Here is a 21674-nt window from a genome sequence, read left to right as displayed (position 1 = left end):
CGCCCGATGCTTTCTCCTTCGTGCAACGACGACTTGGCGCTCATGCGCCGCCGCCGTCAGTGGTCCGTCAGCGCTCGGTCGACGCAGCGCCCGATGCGCCCGACGGCGCGTTTGCGGCGATCTGATCCGCCCCGCTGCGATAGCTGCCGCCGAGCGCCTTGATCAGCCCGATTTCCTGACCGACGCGACGTTCGTCCAGCGCCAGCAGCGCGATCCGTTCGACGATGACCGGCAGGTGCGCCTGCGTCGCGACGAGCCGGCTGGTCAGCCCGCGCTCGAGCGATGCGTTAGCGGCATCGAGCGCGAAATGCGCGGCGCGCAGCTTGTCGTCCTGAAGCGCGCGTTCCTGGCCGAGCGCCTGCAACTGGTTGCCGTTGATCGCGACGTCCTTGACCGCGTTCAGCACGGCCTGGTTGTACTGTTCGATGAGCGCATTGCTGGCCGCGCGCTCGTTGCGCAGATTGGCGTTGAGCCGCCCGCCGTCGAAGATCGGCAGATACAGACCGGGGATGAAGTTCATCTGCTGGCTCGATGCGCGCAGCAGCGTGTTCAGATGCAGGGTGTCGAAGGCGAACAGCGCCTTGAGATCGAGACTCGGATAAAAGGCCGCGCGCGCCGCATCGACCTGACTGAGCGAGGCCTGCACGTACCAGCGCAGCGCCTGCAAATCCGGGCGGCGCGCCAGCAGTTGATACGGCAGATCGTCCGGCAGACCGGCGGACGGCGACGGCAGCGCGACCCGCTGCAAGGCCAGCGCATCGTCGTCCGGTGCGTTGACGAGCGCGCGCAACGCCACGCGGCCTTGCGCGATCTGCGCCTGCGTCGCCACGATCTGACGCTCAACGGTCAGCAACTCTCCGCGCGCGCCGAAGATCGACGTTTGCGCGTCGAGGCCCTGCGCCTTCTTGCCCTGATGCGCCTGTACGGCGAAACTCAGCGCCTGCCGCGATGCCTCCAGCAGATCGAGCAGTTGATAACCCGCCTGAATCGCGAAATAGAGGCGTGCCGCGTCGGTCGTCAGTTCGAGTTCGGCGGCGGCAAGTTCGGCTTCGTGGGCCTGTTGCATGCCCATCGCGGCATCGACCTGCGCGCGATGACGTCCCCACAGATCGATCGTGAGACTGCCGCCCACGCCGATCAGCCCTTCCGTGTACCACGGACCGTCGATACCCAGACGCGGCAGATTTTGCGCGTAGGGACCGAGCAGACCGTTCGCCGATTCGTGTTGCACGTTGAGCAGCGCCGCCGCCACCACTTGCGGCGACGAACCGCCGCTCACCAGATCGGCCTGCGCGCGCGCCGACGCGATCCGCTCACGCGCCGCCGCAATGGTCGGCGAGCCGTTCAGCATGCGGTCCATCAGCCCGTTCAGTTGCGCATCGCCGTAACGCGTCCACCAGTGCGCGGAAGGCCATTCGCCGGCGGGAAGATGCATGTCGCGTGTCATCGCCGTCGACAAACCCGCCGACGAGATTTGCTGATGCGGCGCGCTGTCGTCACGAATCAGCGCGCAACCGGCGAGTGCGGCAAGGACGGTCGCGCAGATCGACAAACGGAGGGATTCGACAATCATGATGCGGGTCCTTCAATCCTCTGCAGGGGAACATGCGACGCGTGCTCGTTGTCGGGCAGTCCCGCGACTTCGTCCAGCAGCCGGCGCAGGCGCGCCGGCAATTCCGTGCCGCCATGCACGGCGTCGAGGACCGCGATGGGCAACTGAGGGCGCACCCGCTGTGGATCTTCCGACTGCGCGATGGCATCGGCGTAGCGGTACAGTGCATCGCCGGTCTGGTCGAGCACTTGCCGGATCGCCGATCCGGCGTCGCGCGATGCCTCCGATGCATCGGGCGCGGCGGCGAGCGCGCTATGAACATCGTCCTGAGCGAGCAGGATGCGGCGCGCCTGATCGAGCAGCGCCCGCGCGCGACCTGCGCGCGTCACCTGCGATCCGGCGCGAAAGTCGGCTTCGTTGACGGTTCGTCCGTACATCGCCTCGCATTCGTTCAAGGTGGACCACGCGCCCACCAGCGCCTGTTGACGTTCCGACGCGCTGCGGCGCTGTTGCTCGGCACGCACCAGCGCCGCGATCTGACGCAGCAAGGCAGCCAGCTTCTGACGCAACGCGCCGCGCTCGCTTTCGGGCCACAGGCACGAAAACACCACCGCGCTCACGACGATGCCGAGCACGATGCCGATCGCACGGTCGCGCACTTCGGTCAGGTCGTAGCTCGGCCCGAAATCTTCCAGCAGCGGCAGACAGCCGGTGCCGATGATCTGCACGCCGATATACGCCGTGCGCTCCGGCCCGCCCGCGATCCAGCCGCCGATCAGAAACACCGGCGCGAGCATCAACAGCAGGCCGACGATGCTGTCGAGATGCGGCATCACGAACACGGTCAGGGCGATTGCCACCAACGAGCCCAGCATCACACCGATCAAGCGCAGCGGCATGCGTTGCAGCGACATGCCGAGCGTGGGGAATAACAGCAGCGATACACTAATCATGATCGTGTGGATACCTTCCCACTGCGTCGACACGAAAACGAGATAGCCGATCAGTGATGCGATCAGCGCCTTGAGCGAAAACTGCACGTAGACGGGATTGGTGCGCGCGTCGGGCTGCCACATCGGCTCTTTCGCGGCGGCGCGCTGCGGTGACGCGATGGCTGCATCGCCCGCATTGAAGTCGGCGAAGGCGTCGAGCGCGTGCAGCACGGCCACGGTGTTCGCGTTGCCTTCCAGCGCCGCGCGATGCGCCGGCTCCAATGCGAAGCGATACGGCGCATTTCCTGCAATGGCGGCATCGAGCGTTTCGAGTTGCGTGGCAAGCTCCAGCAGCGCCGATGCCGGCACGGCGCGGGCATCGGCGGCGCTCAGCGCGTTCACGCCGTAGCGCACGCGCGACACGATCCCGATCCAGCTTTGCCGATAGAGCTTGAGCGTTTCATCCTTCGGCGCGCTCATGCACGCGAACTGAAACAGCTTCTGCAGCTTGTCCATGCCGAGCCGCATCGCGCGCACGGAGACTGGCGCGTCGGGCACGGCAAGCCCGCCGCCGAGCGCGACGAGACGTGCGTGCGCTTCTTCGGCCATTTGCTCGCCGGGCGAGCGCTGCAGCACGAAACTGTTCACGAACAGCGCGGTCACCGTCCCGAGCACGGTGGCCATCATGGCCCAGAGGATGTAGCGCGTGACGATTTCCGGGTACGGCATGGAGTCGACCATCGACTGCGCGTAGATCACGACCAGACCCACGCCCGAGAAGATGATGCCGAGCTTCATCGCGCGCATGAGATACATGCAGCCGAAGTAGATCAGCGCCGCGAACGCGATGCGCAGCATCGGATAGTCGAAAGTGAACTTGACGAGCAGCAGCGTGGTGCCGATGGCCAGCACCAGCGCGATCAGCGTCAGAATGCCCGTCAGGCGCGTGAGCACGACGTTCGACTGGATCGTGCTGATCACGGACACGACGGCGAGCGCCGTCATGGGAACCTGCAGCGTCATCGCGATCAGGATGACGAGCGAGTTCGCGACCAGCATGCGCACCATGAAATGCGCGCGTCCGGGAAACGGCGCGAGTTCGGTGCCGAGAAACTCGCCCCACCTTTCGTAGAAAGGCGGCTCGCGATCGTTGCGCGACGTGGCGAGCTTCATCATCGGGCGGCGGATGCGCCGCGCGAATCGCCGTCGAGCTCGAGCCGCGCCATCGCCGACGCGCCCACGCGGAACAGCGCGCCGTCCGGCGCATCGACGCGGATCTTGACAGGGAAACGCTGCGACACGCGCACCCAGTTGAGCGAGCGCTGCACGCGCGGCAGGCCTTCGAGCACCAGCCCACCGTCGTCCGGCAGCACGCCGTAGCCGATCGATTCGACCGCGCCCTTGAAACGCTTGTCGGGATCGGTCATCAGATACACCGTGGCGGGCACGCCCGAACTGATTCGCCGCAGTTCCGTTTCGCGGAAGTTCGCGACGACGTACCAATGTTCGGTATCGATCAGCGTGAAGACCGGCTTGAGCGTGGTGGCGAACTGGCCGACCGTCGTCTTGAGTGCGACCACGCGGCCATCGAACGGCGCGCGCACCGTGGCCATGTCCAGCCGATGCTGCGCCAGCGCGATTTCCGCCTCGACCGCGCCGCGTTGCGCGACCAGCGCATCCACGCTGCCGACCGCGGACGATGCCTGCTGCACCTGAAGCTGCGCCGCCTTAAGATCGGCCTGCGCCGCTTCGTGCGCCGTGCGCGCGCGATCGACGTCCTCCGCCGAGACATAGCACGGCGCGAGCAAGGGTTCGGTTCGACGCAGCGTTTGCGCCGCGAGCGCGGCGGCGGCGCGGGCTTTTTCACTGACCGCGAGCACCGACTTGGCATTGAATCGCTGTGCGTCGACGGCGCGGCTCATTAGTGCAATCTGCGCATCGAGCGCGGCAAGCGATGCCTGCGCCCGCGCGAGTTCGTCTTCCAGCGGACGCGGATCGATGCGGAACAGCAGATCGCCCTTCTTGACCGCCTGATTGTCGCGCACGGGCATGTCGACGATGCGCCCGGGCACTTCCGCGACGACGTCGATCATGTCCGCATAGGCGTAGGCATCGTCCGTGGATGGCGCGTTCGCCACGCGCCGCGATACGACGACCAGCGCGCCGATCGCGATGACGACTAGCAGAATGGCGAGCCACTTACTCTTGGCAACCGGTGACGACTTGATTCTTCATGAATGCGATCCGGGTAATGAAGTCAGCTGAAAACGACCAGCCAGCACAACGACGAGAGCAGGAGAATCAGCGCGGAATACGCGAGCATGGGCGAACCGATGAGATCGCCCAGCCGCGTGCGTAACAGACAGGCGCGTATCACGCAGGTGAGGAAGACGCCGCCCGCGATACAGAAGAGCCAATCGGGAAAATAGGCGCCCAGAACCGGAATCGAGGGCGCTCGGGTGCATCCGGCGAGGCTGAGAAGCAAGGCGAACGGCAGAATGGGCATCTCCATCGTATTCAAGACAGTGCGACTGAATGGCCGCGAAAGCGAAGCAATTCACCTACCGGATGCCTGACTACGGCAAGCTATTCCGTGGCTTGATCGCCTTTATGAAGCGATCATTCGATTCGAATAGGAATCCGAAATGATCGTTAGAGTTGCCGGACGATCGTCAAGCGCTTGTGCGAACCGCATCAAGGCTTGAACGTAATCGCTGCGCCTCAAAGCATCAACAACAATCTGCCGCGACCCGCAAATGTGCGCCGCAATTCTAACGAAAGGCACACGCCTTCATTTCCCTTCGCCCGTTCATTTGATCAATTTTTTCAAACGGTGCGCGTGGTCGAATCGAATGGCGAAATACAAAAAAATCGGGCCCGAGGGGGTTTCCCGCTCGGGCCCGATGAGATCGGAGCGTGCTGCTGCGTAAAGCGCTTATCCCGCCGATGCAGCCGATGCCGCCTTCGGTGCGCTGGCCGCGCCGTAATCGACCGGCGCATCCGCCGGACGCGGCGTATCGCCGTTGTTTTCGATCCAGCCGCCGCCGAGATACTGATACAGATCGACGAGGTTGGTCAGGCGATTCAGCCGCGCGGTGATCAGCAGTTGCTGCGCCGAATACAGATCGGTCTGCGCGGTCAGCACCGTGAGGTAACTATCCACGCCGTTGCGATATCGCAGGTCCGACAGCGACAGCCGGCGGCTTTGCGAATTGACGAAACGTTCGAGCGATTGAATCTGCTGATCGTAGGTACCGCGCGCGGCGAGTCCATCGGCGACTTCGCGGAACGCCGTCTGGATCGCCTTCTCGTAGTTGGCGATTTCGACGCGCTTCTGGATGTTCGCCAGATCGAGATTGGCCACGTTCTGGCCGCCTTCGAAGATCGGCAGATCGATCGTCGGCGCGAACGACCACGCCGCCGAACCCGGCTTGAACAGGCCGCCCAGCGTCGGCGACAAGGTGCCGAAACTGCCCGTCAGCGAGACCTTCGGGAAGAACGCCGCACGCGCCGCGCCGATGTTCGCATTCGCCGCGAGCAGCGTCTGCTCGGCCGCCGCGATATCCGGACGACGCGTCAGCAGATCGGACGGCAGACCGGCCGGAATGTCGGACAGCAGGTTCTGCGTATCGAGCGGCATGCCCTTCGGCAGATCTTCCGGCAACGGCTCGCCGACCAGCAGCACGAGCGCGTTTTCGGACTGCGCGCGCAGACGCGCCTGCGATTGCAGATTCGCCTGCGCCTGCTCGACCACGCCTTCCGCCTGACGCAAGTCAAGTTCCGAGCCGGTGCCGTTGTCGTATTGCAGCTTGGTGATGCGATACGACTCCTGCGCCGTCTTGAGCGTGTTCTGCGTGACGGTGAGCTGATCGTCATAGGCGAGCATCGTCAGATACTGATCCGCGACCGACGACACCAGCGAGATTTCCGCCGCCTTGCGCGATTGCGCCGTCGACAGATATTGCGCCAGCGCCTGATCCTTCAGGCTTTGAATGCGCCCGAAGAAGTCGATTTCCCACGACGCGTTCAAGCCGACGCTGTAGGTATTCGAGATCGTCTGGTTGAAGAACGACAGATCGCGCGGCGTGCGCTGCTTGCTCTGCGACGCCTGCGCATCGATCGTCGGGAACAGGCCCGCACGCGTGATGCGGTATTGCGCCTGCGCCGCCTGCACGTTCAGCACCGACACGCGCAGATCGCGGTTGTTCTTCAGCGCCAGCGAGACGATTTCCTTCAGACGCGGATCGGCGAAGAAGTCGCGCCAGCCGATATCCGGCGCGGCCTGGCCGCTCGCGGTGCGGCCGTTGCTCGCCGACGAGTTCGCATCCGGCTGCGTCGCGTACACACCGCTCGCCGGAAAGTCCTGCGTGACGGGCGCGGCGGGCCATTCGTACTTCGGCTCGAAGGTGCAGCCGGTGGCAAGCACTGCCACGGCGGCCGCGATCAACGAATGTTTAAGCATGTCAATGTCCTTCCTTGCCCGTCGAGGGCGAACCGCCATTCGGGCCTTCGATGTTGCCGTCCGAACCCGGCGCCGGCACGTCCTTGCTCTTGCTGAATTTCGAGATCACGACGAAGAACATCGGGATCATGAAAATGGCCAGGAAGGTCGCGGTCAACATGCCGCCGATCACGCCGGTGCCGATCGCGTGCTGGCTTGCCGAGCCCGCGCCGTTACTGATCGCGAGCGGCAGCACGCCGAGAATGAACGCGAGCGAAGTCATCAGAATCGGGCGCAATCGCAGGCGTGCGGCTTCGATCGCCGCTTCCACCGTCGACATGCCATGCATCCGCAATTCGCGCGCGAATTCCACGATCAGAATCGCGTTCTTCGCCGACAGACCCACCGTCGTCAACAGGCCGACCTGGAAGAACACGTCGTTTTCCAGCCCGCGCAAGGTCGCCGCCAGCAGCGCGCCGAGCACGCCCAGCGGCACCACCATGATGACCGAGAACGGAATCGACCAGCTTTCGTACAGCGCCGCGAGACACAGGAACACGACGAGGATCGAGATGCCGTACAGAATCGGCGCCTGCGAACCCGACTGACGTTCCTGATACGACAGACCCGTCCATTCGTAGCCGATGCCCGCCGGCAGCTTCGCCGCGATCGATTCGATCGCCGCTATCGCCTGACCCGTGGACTTGCCCGGTGCGCCCGCGCCCTGGATTTCGACCGCCGAGATGCCGTTGTAACGCTCCAGCTTCGGCGAACCGTAGATCCAGTCACCCGTCGCGAAAGACGAGAACGGCACCATCGTTCCGGACGTATTGCGCACGTACCACTTGTTCAGGTCTTCCGGCGTCATGCGGAACTGCGGATCGGCCTGCACATACACCTTCTTGATCCGGTTATCGACATCGAGGAAGTTGTTCACGTACTGCGACGCCCACGCGATCGAGAACGTCTGGTCGATCGCCGACGGCGACACGCCGAGCGCATTGGCCTTCTCGCGGTCGATGTTCACCTTGAACTGCGGCGTATCGTTCAGGCCGTTCGGACGAACCTGCGCGAGATTCGGGTCCTTCGCCGCCATGCCGAGGAGCATGTTGCGCGCTTCCATCAGCTTCGCGTGACCGACGCCCGCACGATCCTGCAGTTCGAAGTCGAAGCCCGCCGCCGTGCCGAGTTCGGGAATCGAAGGCGGATTGACCGGGAACACCATCGCGTCCTTGTACGGCGCGAAGTGCATGAACATCCGCCCGACCAGCGCCTGCACCTTCTGGTCGCCGTGCTGACGCTCGGCGTAGTCCTTCATCCGCACGAACACGAGACCGGAGTTCTGGCCGCGACCCGCGAACGAGAAGCCGTTCACCGTGAATACCGATTCGACGATCGATTTCTCGTCGTTCAGCAGGTAGTCCTGCACGTCCTTCAGCACGTGCGCGGTGTATTCCTGCGTGGAACCGGCGGGCGCCTGCACCAGCACGAACATCGTGCCCTGATCTTCGTCGGGCAGGAACGACTTCGGCAGACGCAGGAACAGCATGCCCACCGCGACGATTACCACCAGATAGATGATCAGCCAGCGTCCCGACCTTCGAATCACGTGCTGCACGCCGCTGTGGTACTTCTCCTGGCTCTTGTTGAAGTTGCGATTGAACCAGCCGAAGAAGCCCTTCTTCTCCTCGACGTGCCCTTCCGGATGCGGCTTCAGAATCGTCGCGCACAGTGCGGGCGTGAGAATCAGCGCGACCATCACGGACAGCACCATCGCCGCGACGATCGTCAGCGAAAACTGTCGATAAATCGCGCCAACCGAACCGCCCGAGAACGCCACCGGCACGAACACCGCCGACAGCACCAGCGCCACGCCGATCAGCGCGCCGGTGATCTGGCCCATCGCCTTTCGGGTCGCCTCTCTTGGCGTCAAGTGCTCCTCGGACATCACGCGCTCGACGTTTTCCACCACCACGATCGCATCGTCGACCAATAGACCGATGGCGAGCACGAGCCCGAACATCGACAGCACGTTGATGGAGAAGCCCACCGCCGACATGATCGCGAACGTGCCCAACAGCACGACCGGCACCGCGATGGTCGGGATGATCGTCGCCCGCAAGTTCTGCAGGAACAGATACATCACCAGGAACACCAGCACGATACCTTCGATCAGCGTCTTGACCACTTCCTCGATCGACAGGCGCACGAACGGCGTGGTGTCGTACGGATACTTCACGACCAGACCGTTCGGGAAGTACTTCGACAGTTCGTCGACCTTCTGGCGCACCAGCTTCGCGGTGTTGAGCGCGTTCGCGCCGGTCGCAAGCTGGATACCGAAGCCCGCCGTCGGCTGACCGTTGTACTTGGTATCGAAGTTATAGTTTTCGCCGCCGAGCTCGATATGCGCGACGTCCTTCAGGCGCACTTGCGAGCCGTCCGGATTCACCTTCAGCAGGATATTGCCGAACTGCTCCGGCGTCTGCAGAAGCGTTGCTTCGGTGATGGTCGCCTGCAACATCTGACCCGGCACCGCCGGCGTGCCGCCGAGCGAACCGGCCGCGACCTGCACGTTCTGCGCCGATATCGCACTGGTCACATCGACCGGTGTGAGCGCGAAGTTGGTCAGCTTGTTGGCGTCGAGCCATATTCGCATCGCGTATTGCGAGCCGAACAGCGTCACCGTACCCACGCCGTCGATCCGCGACAACGGATCCTGCACCTTCGACGCCACGTAGTTCGCGAGGTCGTACTTGCTCATGCTGCCGTTTTGCGACACGAACGCCAGCACCAGCAGGAAGCTCGAAGACGACTTCGTGACCTTCGTGCCCAACTGCTGCACGACTTGCGGCAGCAGCGGCGTCGCGAGCTGCAGCTTGTTCTGCACCTGCACCTGCGCGATGTCCGGATTCGTGCCCGCCGCGAACGTCAGCGTGATGGTCGCCGTGCCCGAGTCATCGGAGGTGGACGAGAGATACAGCAAGTGGTCGAGACCGCTCATCTGCTGCTCGATCACCTGCGTCACGGTGTTTTCCACCGTGCTCGCCGATGCGCCCGGATACGTCGCGCTGATCTGGATGGCAGGCGGCGCGATCGTCGGATACTGCGCGACCGGCAGCGTGGAGATCGACGCGAGACCCGCCAGCATCAGAATGATGGCGATCACCCATGCAAAAATCGGGCGATCGATAAAAAACTTGGCCATTGAACAGGCTCCCTTTTATTGCGCGGCGGAGGCGACCGTGGCCGACGAAGGAGCCGCGCCAGTCGCGCCGTTCGCGGTGTCGTTCTGACCTTGCGTGCCGGCGGCCGATGCGCCTGCCGGCGCCGACGCAGCCTGCGCGCCCGATGCACCCGCTCCACCCGCGACCGGATACGGCAGCTTCGCGTCAACCGGCTTCACCTGCATGCCCGGCTTGGCCTTCTCGACGCCGTTCACGATCACGCGATCGCCCGCGTTCAGACCGGTATCGACGACCCAGTTCTGGCCGTACGTGCCGCTCGTGACGAGCTGGCGCAGTTGCACCTTGTCGTCCTTGTCGACGACGAGCGCGGTCGGCTGGCCCTTCTGATCGTGCGTCACGCCGATTTGCGGCACGACGAGCGCGTGATCGTTGGTGCCTTCCTGAATGCGCGCGCGCACGAACATGCCCGGCAGCAGCACGCGATCCTTGTTCTTGAAGATCGCGCGGACCGTCACGGAACCCGTGCTCTGGTCGACGCTCACGTCGGAGAACTGGAGCTTGCCTTCTTCCGGATAGGTGCGGCCGTCCTCGAGCACGAGGTTCACCTTGGCGGCGTGGATGCCTTCGGTCTGCAGTCGCCCTTCCTGAATCTGGCGACGCAGCTTGAGGTCGTCGACGCTCGATTGCGTCAGGTCGACGTAGATCGGATCGAGTTGCTGGATGGTCGAGAGCAGCGTCGCGGCGCTCGCCTGCACGTACGCGCCCGGCGTCACCTGCGACAGACCGATGCGGCCCGTGATCGGCGCGACGACATCGGTGTAGCCCAGGTTGATCTGCGCGGTGTCGACGGCGGCCTTGCCTGCGGCGACATCGGCGACGGCCTGACCTTGCGATGCCACGGCGTTGTCGTAATCCTGCTTCGACACGGCGTTGGCGGCGACCAGGACCTTGTAGCGCTGGACCAGCGCGTTCTGCGTCGCGACGTTCGCTTGCGCCTTGGCGAGCGACGCCTTCGCGTTGTTCAACTGCGCGATATACGGCGCCGGGTCGATCTTGTAGAGGCGTTGGCCCTGTTTGACGTCATCGCCTTCCGTGAACTCGCGGCACAGCACGATGCCATCGACCCGCGCGCGCACTTGCGCGACCAGGAAGGCACTGGTGCGGCCCGGCAATTCGGCGACGACCGGAACGGACTGCGGCTGGACAGTGACGATGCCCACTTCGGGCATTTGCGGCGGAGGTGCTGACTGTTTTTGTCCGCAGGCGGCCAGGAACACGGCAGCCGTCGCGGCGGTAATTAAGCGGAATGGAACCCGTTCGACGCGCATGGAGCGACCTCTGTCTAAGACTGAAGTGAAGTGAGTGCACGGCGGCCTTCCCCGGGCAAGCCGTACACGTGCGTCGCAAGACGCTGACGCTGACCAAAAGCAATTGAAACCAGTGGAGCTGACGCCGGCCATCGGCCGGTTATTCAAAGGTCCGTGCGGCGCTGAAACACACCGCCTGAAGCGCGAGGACGGCGAAAACGGGCCATCTCAAAAATCAGGCGCAGTTCGAACCACGCAACCGCTGGTACTTGGGCTACTGATCGGTGGGTGGTATTGTATATACATTCGCGAATGAATGTAAAAAACTGGCACAAACCAATCTTACTGCGTGTTAGGCGAAATTTGCTTGACGTTGTATCCAGTTAGACAAAATATCGACAAACCGGGGCAGCCGGCCATCGGGCCGCACATCATGGTCAGACGAACGAAGGAAGAAGCGCAGGAGACGCGCAACAAGGTACTGGACGCGACCGAGCGCGTCTTTTACGAGAAAGGCGTGTCGCGCACGACGCTCGCGGATATCGCGCAGGCGGCGGGCGTCACGCGCGGCGCCATTTACTGGCATTTCACCAACAAGAGCGATCTGTTCAACGCGATGTTCGATCGCAGCCTGCTGCCGCTCGACGAACTGATCGAGAGCACGCTCGACGGCAAGGAGGAAGACCCGCTCGCGAAGCTGCGCGAACTGTTCATCTACTGCATGCGGAACATCACGTCGGACGAGCAGCGGCGACGGATATTCGACATCCTGTTCATGAAGTGCGAGTTCGTCGAGGAAATGGGGCCGGTTCGCGAGAGGCATCAGAACAACATGCGCGACGGCATGGAGCGCATCGAGTGCGCGCTGCGCAATGCCGTCGACAAACAGCAATTGCCCGCCCGCCTCGACACGCGCCGCGCGATGGTCATGCTCCACTGCATGTTCACCGGCATCCTGCACGATTCGCTGATGCTGCCCGACCGCGTCGTGCCGGAGCGCGACTCGGAATCGCTTATCGACGCATGTTTCGATGCCTTGCGATGCAGTCCGGCGTTGCTGGCGGAAGCGAACGCGGCGTAAATAAGCGCGTCAGCGTGCGCCGAAGCGCGCCTGCTGATTCGACGTGTAGATGTTGTCGCGCGCGGGCGGCTCGCCGGAATCGAGCGCCGCGATCCATTCGTCCGTCGTGAGGACGGCCGCGAAGCGCGATTGCATCACCACGGTGAAGACGCGGTGGATTTCCTCCGCGCTCGCTCGTCCCGCGCGGTTGTCGTACGGCACGCTGCCGGTCGCATCGACGAGAAACTCCGCCGACAAGCCCATGTGGACGGCCTGACGAATGGTCGAGTCGTCGCAGTTGTGCGTCATGTAGCCGGCGACGACGATCGTATCGATCTCGTTCGCCTTCAGCCAGTCGGCCAGATCGGTGCCCGCGAACGCGCTCGGCAAGCTCTTCTCGACGTAATGCGCCCGCTTCCGCGATGCCACCGATTCATGCAATTCCGCGCCCTTCGAGCCGCGCGCGAAAATCGGCGCCGTGGCGGGCGCGAAATTCTGCACGATCACGATGGGCACGCCGTGGGCATCGGCGGCATCCATTGCGCGGCCGATATTGGCGAACGACGTGTTCACGTCCGGATATTCGATCGGCAGATTCCCCGTGATGTATTCGTTCTGCACGTCGATGACGATCAAGGCGCGGCGCGGCATGGCGTATTCCCGATTTAGTTTGGATGCCGGAGATTATCGCCGCGCTAAAGGATTGGCGCTGATCGCGGGTGTCATTGCACGCCGATGCGCGGCGCCAGAAACGCGAACAGCGCGACGCACACGAGCATCGTCATCCACGCCCAGCCGGGCAGCCCGAGCGGATGACGCTCGTCGGACGGATCGCGGCGGCGCAACAGCGCGTGTCTCGGCAGACGATGCCGCAGCACGCCGCTCGCCGCCGCATCGCCCGATGGCCCGCCGAGCGCCCGCGCGCTCGCGCGCTCGCGCCCGATCGACGCGAAAACGCCGCCGACATCATCCCCGGCCGCAGAAACAGATGGCGTCGCTCTTCCACGCCGCGATCCGCCGGCAAGCCGTGTTTCGCGCGCACCACTTCGCAGAACTCCGCGAAAAAATCGTCGGCGCCTTCGCGCAGCGCGTTTTCGATCTGACGCGGCGACAAGGCGGCGAGCGGCCCGGCAACCGTCGCCCAGATCGTGTATTCGATGCAGGTCACCGTCCCGTCGTCCTCCGCGCTCAGCGCGACGGCGATTTGTCCGCGCAACGAGCCGACGCCTTCGCCGCGCGCCTTGAAGCTCAGCGTCTGGGCGTCTTCGTGATCGTCGAACCGAGGTGCGGACTCATGCCGCGTATGACCGGCCAGATGCGCGCGAATGTCGTAGCGCGCCCGCAACGCGCCGAGCGGAATGACCAGCGTCAACGCATATTCGCCGCTCGGCGTGCGTGTGAACGATTCGCAATTGTCCAGGCTGGCGCGCAGCAGCGCGAGATCCGATAACGCCGTCCGGACCTGCGCCGGATCGAGCGGAACGCGTAACGCTTCGGTGACTTCCATCCGAGCCTCCGGGCCGGGACTGCATGCTTGCGTTATCGGATATGCAGCGGAATGCGTCTGTACGGCGGCTCGCTAAGAAGTCTCGTCGATGCGATCGACACGCGACGGATAAAACGCCAGATAGCCCTTGATCTGCCCCTCGCCGTCGAGCGGCGACTCGTAGCTCCAGGCGGCGTTTTCGATCGGACCCTCTTCGGTCAGTAAATGATAGTGCGTCGCGTCGCCCTTGTGCGGGCAGTGCGACGTATGAATCGAGCGTTCGAGACGCGCCATGTTCACGTCGGCGCGCGGAAAATAGTGAACGTCGGGCGCGCCCGTTTCGGCGAGCGTCAGCGCCGCGTGCGTGTCGGCGTAGGTGACGCCCTGATGGATCACGCGGCAGCGCCTGGCGTTCGGCTTGATCGCGATGCGATGCCCCGCTTCGTGACCTTCGTTCAGATCCGTACTCATCGTGGTGCCCTCCGGCGTGCGCAGAACAACCAAAAGCCACGGGCTCGATGCCCGTGGCTTCATTATGAGACAAGTTTCGGCGGCCGGTTCGTGCCCTATTCGGCCGTGGCGGCCGTCGCGGTCATCACGCGCGACTTACTGGATGCTCCAGTGGAACGCCGCCTTGGCCTTGCCCGGCCCCGACACGTTCACCGATTGTTTCTTTTCCTGATCCTTGTACTTCGCGAACACCGTGTAGCTGCCGGCCGGCAGCTTGACGAGCATATAGGGGCCCATCGCTTCGGCGCTCAGCACTTCGCCGCCCTTGCCGACGATCCGCAAATGCACGTTCGACAGATAATCCGCGGTCGGGCCGGTGAAGCGCATCGACAGCGGCCAGTGCGCCTGTTCGCGTTGCAATGCATGCGATTCGTCGAGTCCGACGCCGCCCGACGTGTAGGAGACGTCGCCCTGCTGCTGGATTTGCGGCAGGCCGCCGCCGTTTTCATTGCCCGCGCTGCTCGTGTCGCTGGTGCTGCCGCCAGTGGTGCCGGAGGCCTGCGCGTACGCGCCGCCCGCCATGCCGGCGGTGAGCGCCGCCGTCAGCAGCGTGATGGCGATTTTTCCCGTGGTCGTCCTTTTCATTGTGTGCTCCTTTTTTCCGATGCCGCCGCGAGCGAGGCGCGGCAGCCGATCGTTATCAAGGCCCGATCCGTGGTATTCACGCGATGGGGCGCCGTAAAAGCCGAAAGCATGCTTCATGCCCGCATCGCGTGTCTTCACGATTTATCCGAGATCGACCGGAACGAAGATCTGCGCGTTGTCGCGCTGGATCAGCAACGCGATGCTGTTGCCGGCGTGCGAGATCATCGTCTTCAATTGCTGCGTCGACGTGACCGGCTGGCCGTTCACCGCGAGGATCACGTCGCCCGGCTGGATGCCCGCGCTTTCGGCCGCGCCGTTGCTCTGCTGCACCAGCAAGCCGCGCGATACCGACGCCTGCTGCTTCTCTTCCGGCGTAAGCGGACGCACCGCGACGCCCAGACGCGCGTCCTGCGCGGCCGCGCCGCTGTCGTCGCCACCGTTGCCGGACTTGGCGCTGGCCATCTTCGCGTCCTTCAGTGCGCCGATGGTGACGTCGAGATCCTTCGAGCTCTTGTCGCGCCACACCGTCACCTTGGCCGACGTGCCCGGCGCGAGACCCGCGACCTGCGACGGCAGCGAGGTCGAATCCGCGACCGGCTGGCCGTTGAGCGCGGTGATCACATCGCCCGGTTGCAGGCCCGCCTTCGCGGCCGGTCCGCCCGGTTCGACCGAACTGACGAGCGCGCCAGCAGGCGAAGTCATGCCGAACGAATTCGCGAGCGTCTGGTTCATGCCTTGCACCGTCACGCCGAGCCGGCCGCGATCGACGTGACCGGTCTTGATCAGCGCGTCCTTGACCTTGATCGCCTCGTTGATCGGGATGGCGAACGAAAGGCCCTGGAAGCCGCCCGTCTGCGAATAGATCATCGAGTTGATGCCGATCACTTCGCCTTGCAGATTGAACAGCGGGCCGCCCGAATTACCCGGATTCACCGGCACGTCGGTCTGGATGAACGGCGTGTAGTTTTCGTTCGGCAGCGCGCGCGACTTGGCGCTGATGATGCCCGACGTCACCGTGTTGTCGAAGCCGTAGGGCGAGCCGATCGCGACGACCCACTGGCCGACCTTGCTGCCGTTCGGATCGCCGATCTTCACGGTCGGCAGATTCTTCGCGTCGATCTTCAGCACCGCGACGTCCGATTGCTTGTCGGAGCCGACGACCTTGGCGCGGAACTCGCGCTTGTCCGTCAGCTTGACGGTGACGACGTTCGCGCCGTCGACCACGTGCGCGTTGGTGAGAATGTAGCCGTCGTTGCTGACGATAAAGCCTGAACCCAGCCCTTCGCTCGGACGATCCGCGCCGGGGCCGCCCTGACCGCCGTCGCCGCCGCCGAAGCCGGGCACGTTGCCGTAGAAGCGCTTGAAGAACTGATAGAACGGATCGTCCGGATCCATCGGCACCTGATTCGCATTGCCGCGACGCGCGGCGGTTTCCTTCACCACATGCTTCGCGCTAATGTTGACCACGGCCGGACCGTAAGTTTCGACGAGGCCGGAGAAATCGGGGATGCCGGTTTTCGCGGCGGCTTCGGCGGGCATCATCGCGGCTTGCGCGGGCAAGATGACTTGCGGCGCAGGAACATTGTTATGGCCAGCCACGTAGCCCGCCGACACGGCGACGGCAACGGCCACTGCGGCGGCGCTGCGGGTGAGGATCTTCGAATTCATCGTGTGCTCCTGAGAACGGGTACGCGTGGTTTCATACGCTTGACTGATGAACGAAGATTACGAGGCGTCGCTTAAAGCTTTCTTAAAAGTTGATCGATCCTGCGGGAACTTCCAGCGACAAAGGGCGGCCACCCTTGCGGGAAGCCACCCTTCTTGCTGCTTACTGTTTTACTTCGAACTGCTTGCGCCGGTCGCGATGATCGGCTGAAACGCGCTTAGAACTCGTAGCCGACCTGACCGCGCACGCCCGTGTCGCCGCTCGGCGTGATCGATGCAGCCGCGTTCACGAGCCAGCGGTTGTTGGCCGAGCGATACGTCGCGCCCACGCCCACGGCCGTGTAGCCCTTGTAGTTCGCCACGCCCACCGATGCCACCGTCTTGCCCGGCTGGCTCGGCGTCAGGTTCGGCATGGCCATTGCCGCCGCGACGCCCGAGAATGCCTGACGCGCGGTCGTGTTGACGCTGTTCTGCACCGCGTTCAACTGGTTCATGTTGGCGGCATCGGTACCTTTGACGCCCGGCGCGACTTTCGTCAGACGACGCTCGTTGCCTTCCGAACCGATCGACACCGTGTTGTCTTCGTCGGCGACCGAACCGCTGCCGAGCGCGACCGAGTTGCTGCCCGTCGCCTTCGAACCGTTGCCGATGGCCGTCGAGTTGGCGCCCGAAGCAATAGCCGGCGTGTCCGTCTTCTGCGAAGCGATCACCGACGATGCCGAAGCGATGTTCGTCACCTGATCCTGCAGGTTCGTCACGTTCAGGTTCGTTTGATAGAGCTGCGAACCGTTCACCGCGTCGGTGCTGTCGGCCGTGAGCGCGCCGGCCGTCACGCCCGTCACCGTGCGCGTGCCTTGCGTGCCTGTCATGTCGACGACCGTGCCGTCCGTGTCCTTCGCGACGGTGATATTGCGCGTGGTTTGATCCTGACGAACCAGACCGACGGTGCCGTTGTTCAGCGAGTTGTTGATATCGGCGATATCCGACGTGTTCTGCGACACGCGACCGTCGAGGTTCGACAGCGCGTCGCCGACGTTATTCACCGTCTGGCCGTTCACCGAGTACGAAGGCTGCGTGATCGAGTCGTCGCTGTTGACCGTCGCGCCGCCGCCGAGCGAAGCCGCCGTCGAGTTGGCGAGCGCATACAGTTGCGAGCCGTTCACCGCTTGCTGGCTCGCGCTGTTCACTGCGCCATTGGCCACGCCTTCCAGAACGCGCGCGCCCGCCGTGCCGGTGAAGTTGATGATCGTGCCGTCGCTGTTCTTCGCCACGGTGATATTGCGCGTCGTTGCATCCTGCTGAACGAGACCCAGCGCGCCGCTGTTGATCTGGTCGTTCAGGTTGGCGATATCGGTCGTGTTTTGCGTGACTTGCTGATTCGTCGCATATAGTTGCGAGCCGTTCACCGCGTCGAGGCTCGACGCCGACAGGTTCGCCAGCGAGCGCGTGTTGCCGCTCTTGTCCGCGAAGTCGACCGTCGTGCCGTCCGTATCCTTGCCGACCGTCAGTTTCGCGCCGGCCGCTGCTTGCTGAACCAGACCGGCCGTGCCGTTGTTCAGGTTGTTGATCGCCGTGGTATTGCCGGCGATGTCCGTCTTGTTCTGCGCGATGTCGGAGGTGTTCTGCGCGATGTCCGACTTGTTCTGTGCGATGTCGGATGTGTTCTGCGCAACGTTCTGGTTGGTCGTGAACAACTGCGAGCCGTTCACCGCGTCCGTGCTCGTCGCGGTGACATCACCATTTGCGATGCCGGTGAACTTGTTGCCAGTCATGTTGAGATACTGGCTCATGGTGATCTTGTTCGTCGCGGCAATCGCGACTTGACCATTGCCGACGGAAACATAATCGGCCCAGGTGCTCGTATCGCCGACGAGGGTCACGCCGCTCGTGTTATACGGACGCCCCCCAATCGCGCCGCAGGGCGCGCCGGCTGACAGACCTGTCGAACCGTAGTACTGGCCATTGCTATCAGGTGAGCAAACTTGTACCGCTCCGCCGGTGGGTCCCGCAGCGAATGCAGAAATGCTCGACGTCATCACGGCCGTCACCGCCAAACCGATAGCGGCGTGCTTGCGCTTGAAAATCTTGTTGATCGGAAATTCGTTTTTGAATGCAGGACTGCGAGAAAAGCTGGTCATGTTGGCCTGAGAACGTATGACAAAAAATGCAAATTCAGCCACACGGGCCAAATCTTCGAACGCGGGTAATCACGCGGATTCGAATATTCGGTTACAACGTCCAGCCAGAACATGAGAGAAGTCCCATATTCGTGCCTATTGGTAATCTTTATACGTCAATATTTTCTTAAAAGTTGGCATGACTGATTGAATTCTGCTTCTCTCCAGAATGTTTTCAGCCAACATTCGCTGCAGCGGCACACAGTCAGCGCAGAAGATTTTCAGTCAATAAGACAAGTCTCGAATAAGAGATGCTTTTGAATCGATTTTGATCGTCGCATCGGCACGACATTGGCCGTGTCGGCAAGACCAATCAGGCGCGGCCGGCTCGATACGCCTGTTCATCGGGCTCGAAGGCGACCGTCACCTGCAGCCCGCCTCGGCGAGATTCACCCAGTTGCACCTCGGCACCGTGCAGGCTCGCAATCCGCTTCACGATCGCGAGACCGAGCCCGCTGCCGCCGATATCCGTCCGCGCGCGGTTCTCCCCTTCCCCCACGCGATAAAACCGGTCGAACACCCTTTCTCGTTCTTCTTGAGGAATGCCCGGACCGGAATCCGAAATATCGACGACCGGATGCCCATCTTCGACTTTCAGGGCGACGTCCACGCGCCCGCCTTTGGGCGTGTATTTGGTCGCGTTATCGATGAGATTGTTGAACATCACGCGCAGCGAATCCGGGTCGCCGGTCACCATCGCCGGTTCGCTCGATTCGATGCCGAGATCGACGCCGCGCTGCTGCGCGACCAGCACGTAGTTGCGCACGCAGTCGTCGAGCAGCACGTTCAGATCGACTTGCGTGTCGACGGCCTTGCCGTCCGGTTCCGATCGCGCCAGCGCCAGCAATTGCTCGGCGAGCCGCGTCGCGCGCGCGATGCCTTCGTGCAGATCCTCCAGCGCCTCGCGACGCGTGGCGTCGTCCTGCGCGCGGGCGACGAGTTGCGCCTGAATCTGCACGGCGGCGAGCGGCGTGCGCAGTTCGTGCGCGGCATCGGCGACGAAGGCTTTTTGCGTATCGAGCGCGGTCGACAGACGCGACAGCAGCGCGTTCAGCGCGCGCACCACCGGCCGCACTTCCTGCGGCAGCCGTTGATCGGACAGCGGATCGAGCGCTTCGGGATGACGCGTATCGAGCGCGCGCGTCACGCGTTGCAAAGGCATCAGCCCGCGTCCGACGATCACCCAGATCGCGACGCCCAGCAGCGGCAACAGCACGACGAGCGGCCACAAGGTCCGCCACGCGACGCCCGCCGCGACGCGATTGCGGATCGACAGCGGTTGCGCGAGCTGCACGACGTTATCGCCGACGATCGCGCTGTACACGCGCCATTCGCCGCGCGGCGTCGATTCGGTGGAAAAGCCGAGTTCCGCGTGCGGCGCGAGCGGCACGCGCGGATGCGAGTAGTACATCAGCACGCCGTTGCGATTCCATATCTGGATGACGACGCCTTCGTCGCTTTCGCTGCGCGAACTGAGCACCGACGAAAACGGTTCCGACGGCAGCGCCGCCGCGATCTGCTGAAGCTGGTAATCGAAGAGTTCGTTGGCTTCGGCGAGCGCCTGACGATAGATCAGCCAGCCGGCAAAGCCCACGCCGACGATCACCAGCGCGAGCAGCCAGATCAGCAATTGGCGGCAGATCGACCGCATCAGGCGTCCTTCGCGACCATGTAGCCGAGTCCGCGCACGTTGCGGATCAGGTCCGCGCCGAGCTTCTTGCGCAGCGAGTGGATATAGACCTCGACCGTGTTGCTGCCGATTTCCTCGCCCCAGCCGTAGATTTTTTCTTCGAGCTGACTTTTGGAGAGCACCGCGCCGGGCCGCGCCATCAACGCTTCGAGCAGCGCGAATTCGCGCGCCGACAAGGCCACCGGATTGCCCGCCAGCGTCACCTGATGGCCGACCGGATCAAGCGTCAGTTCGCCGTGACGCACGAGCGACTCGCCGCGTCCCGCGTGACGGCGGATCAGCGCCCGCATGCGCGCGCCGAGTTCGTCGAGATCGAAGGGCTTGACGAGGTAATCGTCCGCGCCAGCGTCAAGTCCCTTGACGCGATCCGCGATGGCGTCGCGCGCGGTCACGACCAGAACCGGCAGCGCGTTGCCGCGCGCGCGCAGCGTCTTCAGGACTTCGAAGCCGTCGCGTTTGGGCAGGCCGAGGTCGAGCAGCATCATGTCGTACGGCTCGCCGGATACGGCCATCAGCGCGGCTTCGCCGTCCTGGACCCAGTCGACCGCGAAGCCGTCCGCGCGCAATGCCTTGCGCACGCCTTCGGCGATCATCCGGTCATCTTCGACAAGCAGGATTCGCATGGCTTTGCCTTTATGGTTGGGTGTGCGGTCTTTTCAGACGCGACCCATTTTATCCGCGCGGCGCTTAAACCGGACTTAACGATGCCGGCCGGCGCGATGGCGATTCGTACGACTACCGCAAGCCAGCTTGTCTACAATGACCGCTTTGCGCGGCGCCGGTCGCGCCGATTCATGTCGCCCGTTCCGCGAATTCACGTCAACCAAAACATGCCGCTCGCCGTTCCCGCTCTCCGCTTCCTCTCCGCACGCCTGACGTCCGCCGCGCTCGCCGTCACGCTCGCTGCCGTCGCTTTCGCCCACGTCCCCGTCGCCTTCGCGCGCGGCGGCTCGAAAGCGGAATCGCAGGCGCAGGCGCCGGAACGCGCCGCGCGCGGAGGCGCGAAGTCCAAACGCATCGCGAAGACGGCGGCGCGCGTGCCGGCCGGGCCGCTGCCCGCGACCGTCATGGCCGCGCTCGCGAA

General features: G+C 63.8%; 17 protein-coding genes and 1 pseudogene. 3 read left to right on the top strand and 15 right to left on the bottom strand.

Annotated elements, in window-relative coordinates:
- Window positions 1-67: 67 nt before the first annotated feature.
- The 7 genes from BVER_RS07225 to BVER_RS07195 all read right to left on the bottom strand — a co-directional run bounded on the left by BVER_RS07225 (window position 68) and on the right by BVER_RS07195 (window position 11438).
- Entirely contained in the window at window positions 68-1573 is a 1506-nt protein-coding gene (locus tag BVER_RS07225; protein ID WP_050452708.1) for an MdtP family multidrug efflux transporter outer membrane subunit, read from the bottom strand.
- The gene (locus BVER_RS07220; RefSeq protein ID WP_198155189.1) at window positions 1570-3657 is read right to left on the bottom strand and encodes an FUSC family protein; all 2088 of its coding nucleotides are present in this window, start codon (window positions 3655-3657) and stop codon (window positions 1570-1572) included. Before BVER_RS07220 ends, BVER_RS07225 begins: the two co-directional genes overlap by 4 nt.
- A complete protein-coding gene (gene mdtN / locus BVER_RS07215; protein ID WP_050452705.1) occupies window positions 3657-4712 on the bottom strand; it encodes a multidrug transporter subunit MdtN in 1056 nt (351 codons plus the stop codon). Before mdtN ends, BVER_RS07220 begins: the two co-directional genes overlap by 1 nt.
- Window positions 4713-4741: 29 nt before the next feature.
- Entirely contained in the window at window positions 4742-4996 is a 255-nt protein-coding gene (locus BVER_RS07210) for a YtcA family lipoprotein (RefSeq protein WP_083452074.1), read from the bottom strand.
- Between the two features lie 423 nt (window positions 4997-5419).
- A complete protein-coding gene (locus tag BVER_RS07205) occupies window positions 5420-6946 on the bottom strand; it encodes an efflux transporter outer membrane subunit (RefSeq protein WP_050452704.1) in 1527 nt (508 codons plus the stop codon).
- 1 nt (window position 6947) lies between these two features.
- Window positions 6948-10130 carry an efflux RND transporter permease subunit gene (locus BVER_RS07200; protein WP_050452703.1) on the bottom strand — a complete coding sequence of 1061 codons (3183 nt, stop codon included), beginning with the start codon at window positions 10128-10130 and terminating at the stop codon, window positions 6948-6950.
- A 15-nt stretch (window positions 10131-10145) separates the two neighbouring features.
- Window positions 10146-11438, bottom strand: a complete 1293-nt coding sequence (locus BVER_RS07195; RefSeq protein WP_050452702.1) for an efflux RND transporter periplasmic adaptor subunit — start codon at window positions 11436-11438, stop codon at window positions 10146-10148.
- A gap of 412 nt (window positions 11439-11850) precedes the next feature.
- Between BVER_RS07195 and BVER_RS07190 the strand changes: the two genes are divergently transcribed.
- Entirely contained in the window at window positions 11851-12498 is a 648-nt protein-coding gene (locus tag BVER_RS07190; RefSeq protein ID WP_050452701.1) for a TetR family transcriptional regulator, read from the top strand.
- Window positions 12499-12507: 9 nt separating this feature from the next.
- Here BVER_RS07190 and BVER_RS07185 read toward each other — a convergent pair whose 3' ends face one another.
- The 6 genes from BVER_RS07185 to BVER_RS07160 form a co-directional block, all read right to left on the bottom strand.
- A complete protein-coding gene (locus BVER_RS07185) occupies window positions 12508-13128 on the bottom strand; it encodes a cysteine hydrolase family protein (protein WP_050452700.1) in 621 nt (206 codons plus the stop codon).
- Between the two features lie 130 nt (window positions 13129-13258).
- A complete protein-coding gene (locus BVER_RS07180; protein ID WP_157055953.1) occupies window positions 13259-13984 on the bottom strand; it encodes an SRPBCC family protein in 726 nt (241 codons plus the stop codon).
- A gap of 72 nt (window positions 13985-14056) precedes the next feature.
- The gene (locus BVER_RS07175; protein WP_050452728.1) at window positions 14057-14434 is read right to left on the bottom strand and encodes a DUF427 domain-containing protein; all 378 of its coding nucleotides are present in this window, start codon (window positions 14432-14434) and stop codon (window positions 14057-14059) included.
- A gap of 135 nt (window positions 14435-14569) precedes the next feature.
- Window positions 14570-15058: a hypothetical protein gene (locus BVER_RS07170; protein WP_050452727.1), complete on the bottom strand. Its 489-nt coding sequence runs from the start codon at window positions 15056-15058 to the stop codon at window positions 14570-14572.
- A gap of 141 nt (window positions 15059-15199) precedes the next feature.
- Window positions 15200-16726, bottom strand: a complete 1527-nt coding sequence (locus tag BVER_RS07165) for a DegQ family serine endoprotease (protein WP_050452699.1) — start codon at window positions 16724-16726, stop codon at window positions 15200-15202.
- 215 nt (window positions 16727-16941) lie between these two features.
- On the bottom strand, window positions 16942-18603 hold the full coding sequence (locus BVER_RS07160; RefSeq protein WP_198155188.1) for a YadA family autotransporter adhesin: 1662 nt from the start codon (window positions 18601-18603) through the stop codon (window positions 16942-16944).
- Window positions 18604-18745: 142 nt separating this feature from the next.
- Between BVER_RS07160 and BVER_RS35130 the strand changes: the two genes are divergently transcribed.
- On the top strand, window positions 18746-18871 hold the full coding sequence (locus BVER_RS35130; RefSeq protein ID WP_269750745.1) for a hypothetical protein: 126 nt from the start codon (window positions 18746-18748) through the stop codon (window positions 18869-18871).
- A 342-nt stretch (window positions 18872-19213) separates the two neighbouring features.
- On the opposite strand, the gene BVER_RS07155 is transcribed toward BVER_RS35130, so the two are convergent.
- Together BVER_RS07155 and BVER_RS07150 are read right to left on the bottom strand one after the other, a co-directional pair.
- Window positions 19214-20551, bottom strand: coding sequence for an ATP-binding protein (locus BVER_RS07155; RefSeq protein WP_050452697.1), 1338 nt, complete (start codon window positions 20549-20551; stop codon window positions 19214-19216).
- Window positions 20551-21213 (bottom strand): response regulator, encoded by a 663-nt coding sequence (locus BVER_RS07150; RefSeq protein WP_050452696.1) that lies wholly within the window; start codon window positions 21211-21213, stop codon window positions 20551-20553. The genes BVER_RS07155 and BVER_RS07150 overlap by 1 nt, the downstream gene beginning before the upstream one ends.
- A 207-nt stretch (window positions 21214-21420) precedes the next feature.
- On the opposite strand from BVER_RS07150, the pseudogene BVER_RS07145 reads away from it, so the two are divergent.
- Window positions 21421-21674: pseudogene (locus tag BVER_RS07145) on the top strand (D-alanyl-D-alanine carboxypeptidase); the annotation flags it as partial.

Origin of the sequence: Candidatus Burkholderia verschuerenii, from assembly GCF_001189365.1 — a bacterium.
GTDB lineage: Bacteria > Pseudomonadota > Gammaproteobacteria > Burkholderiales > Burkholderiaceae > Caballeronia > Caballeronia verschuerenii.
The sequence above is the reverse complement of the archived record's forward strand: the minus strand, read 5'-3'. Positions and strand labels throughout refer to the sequence as shown.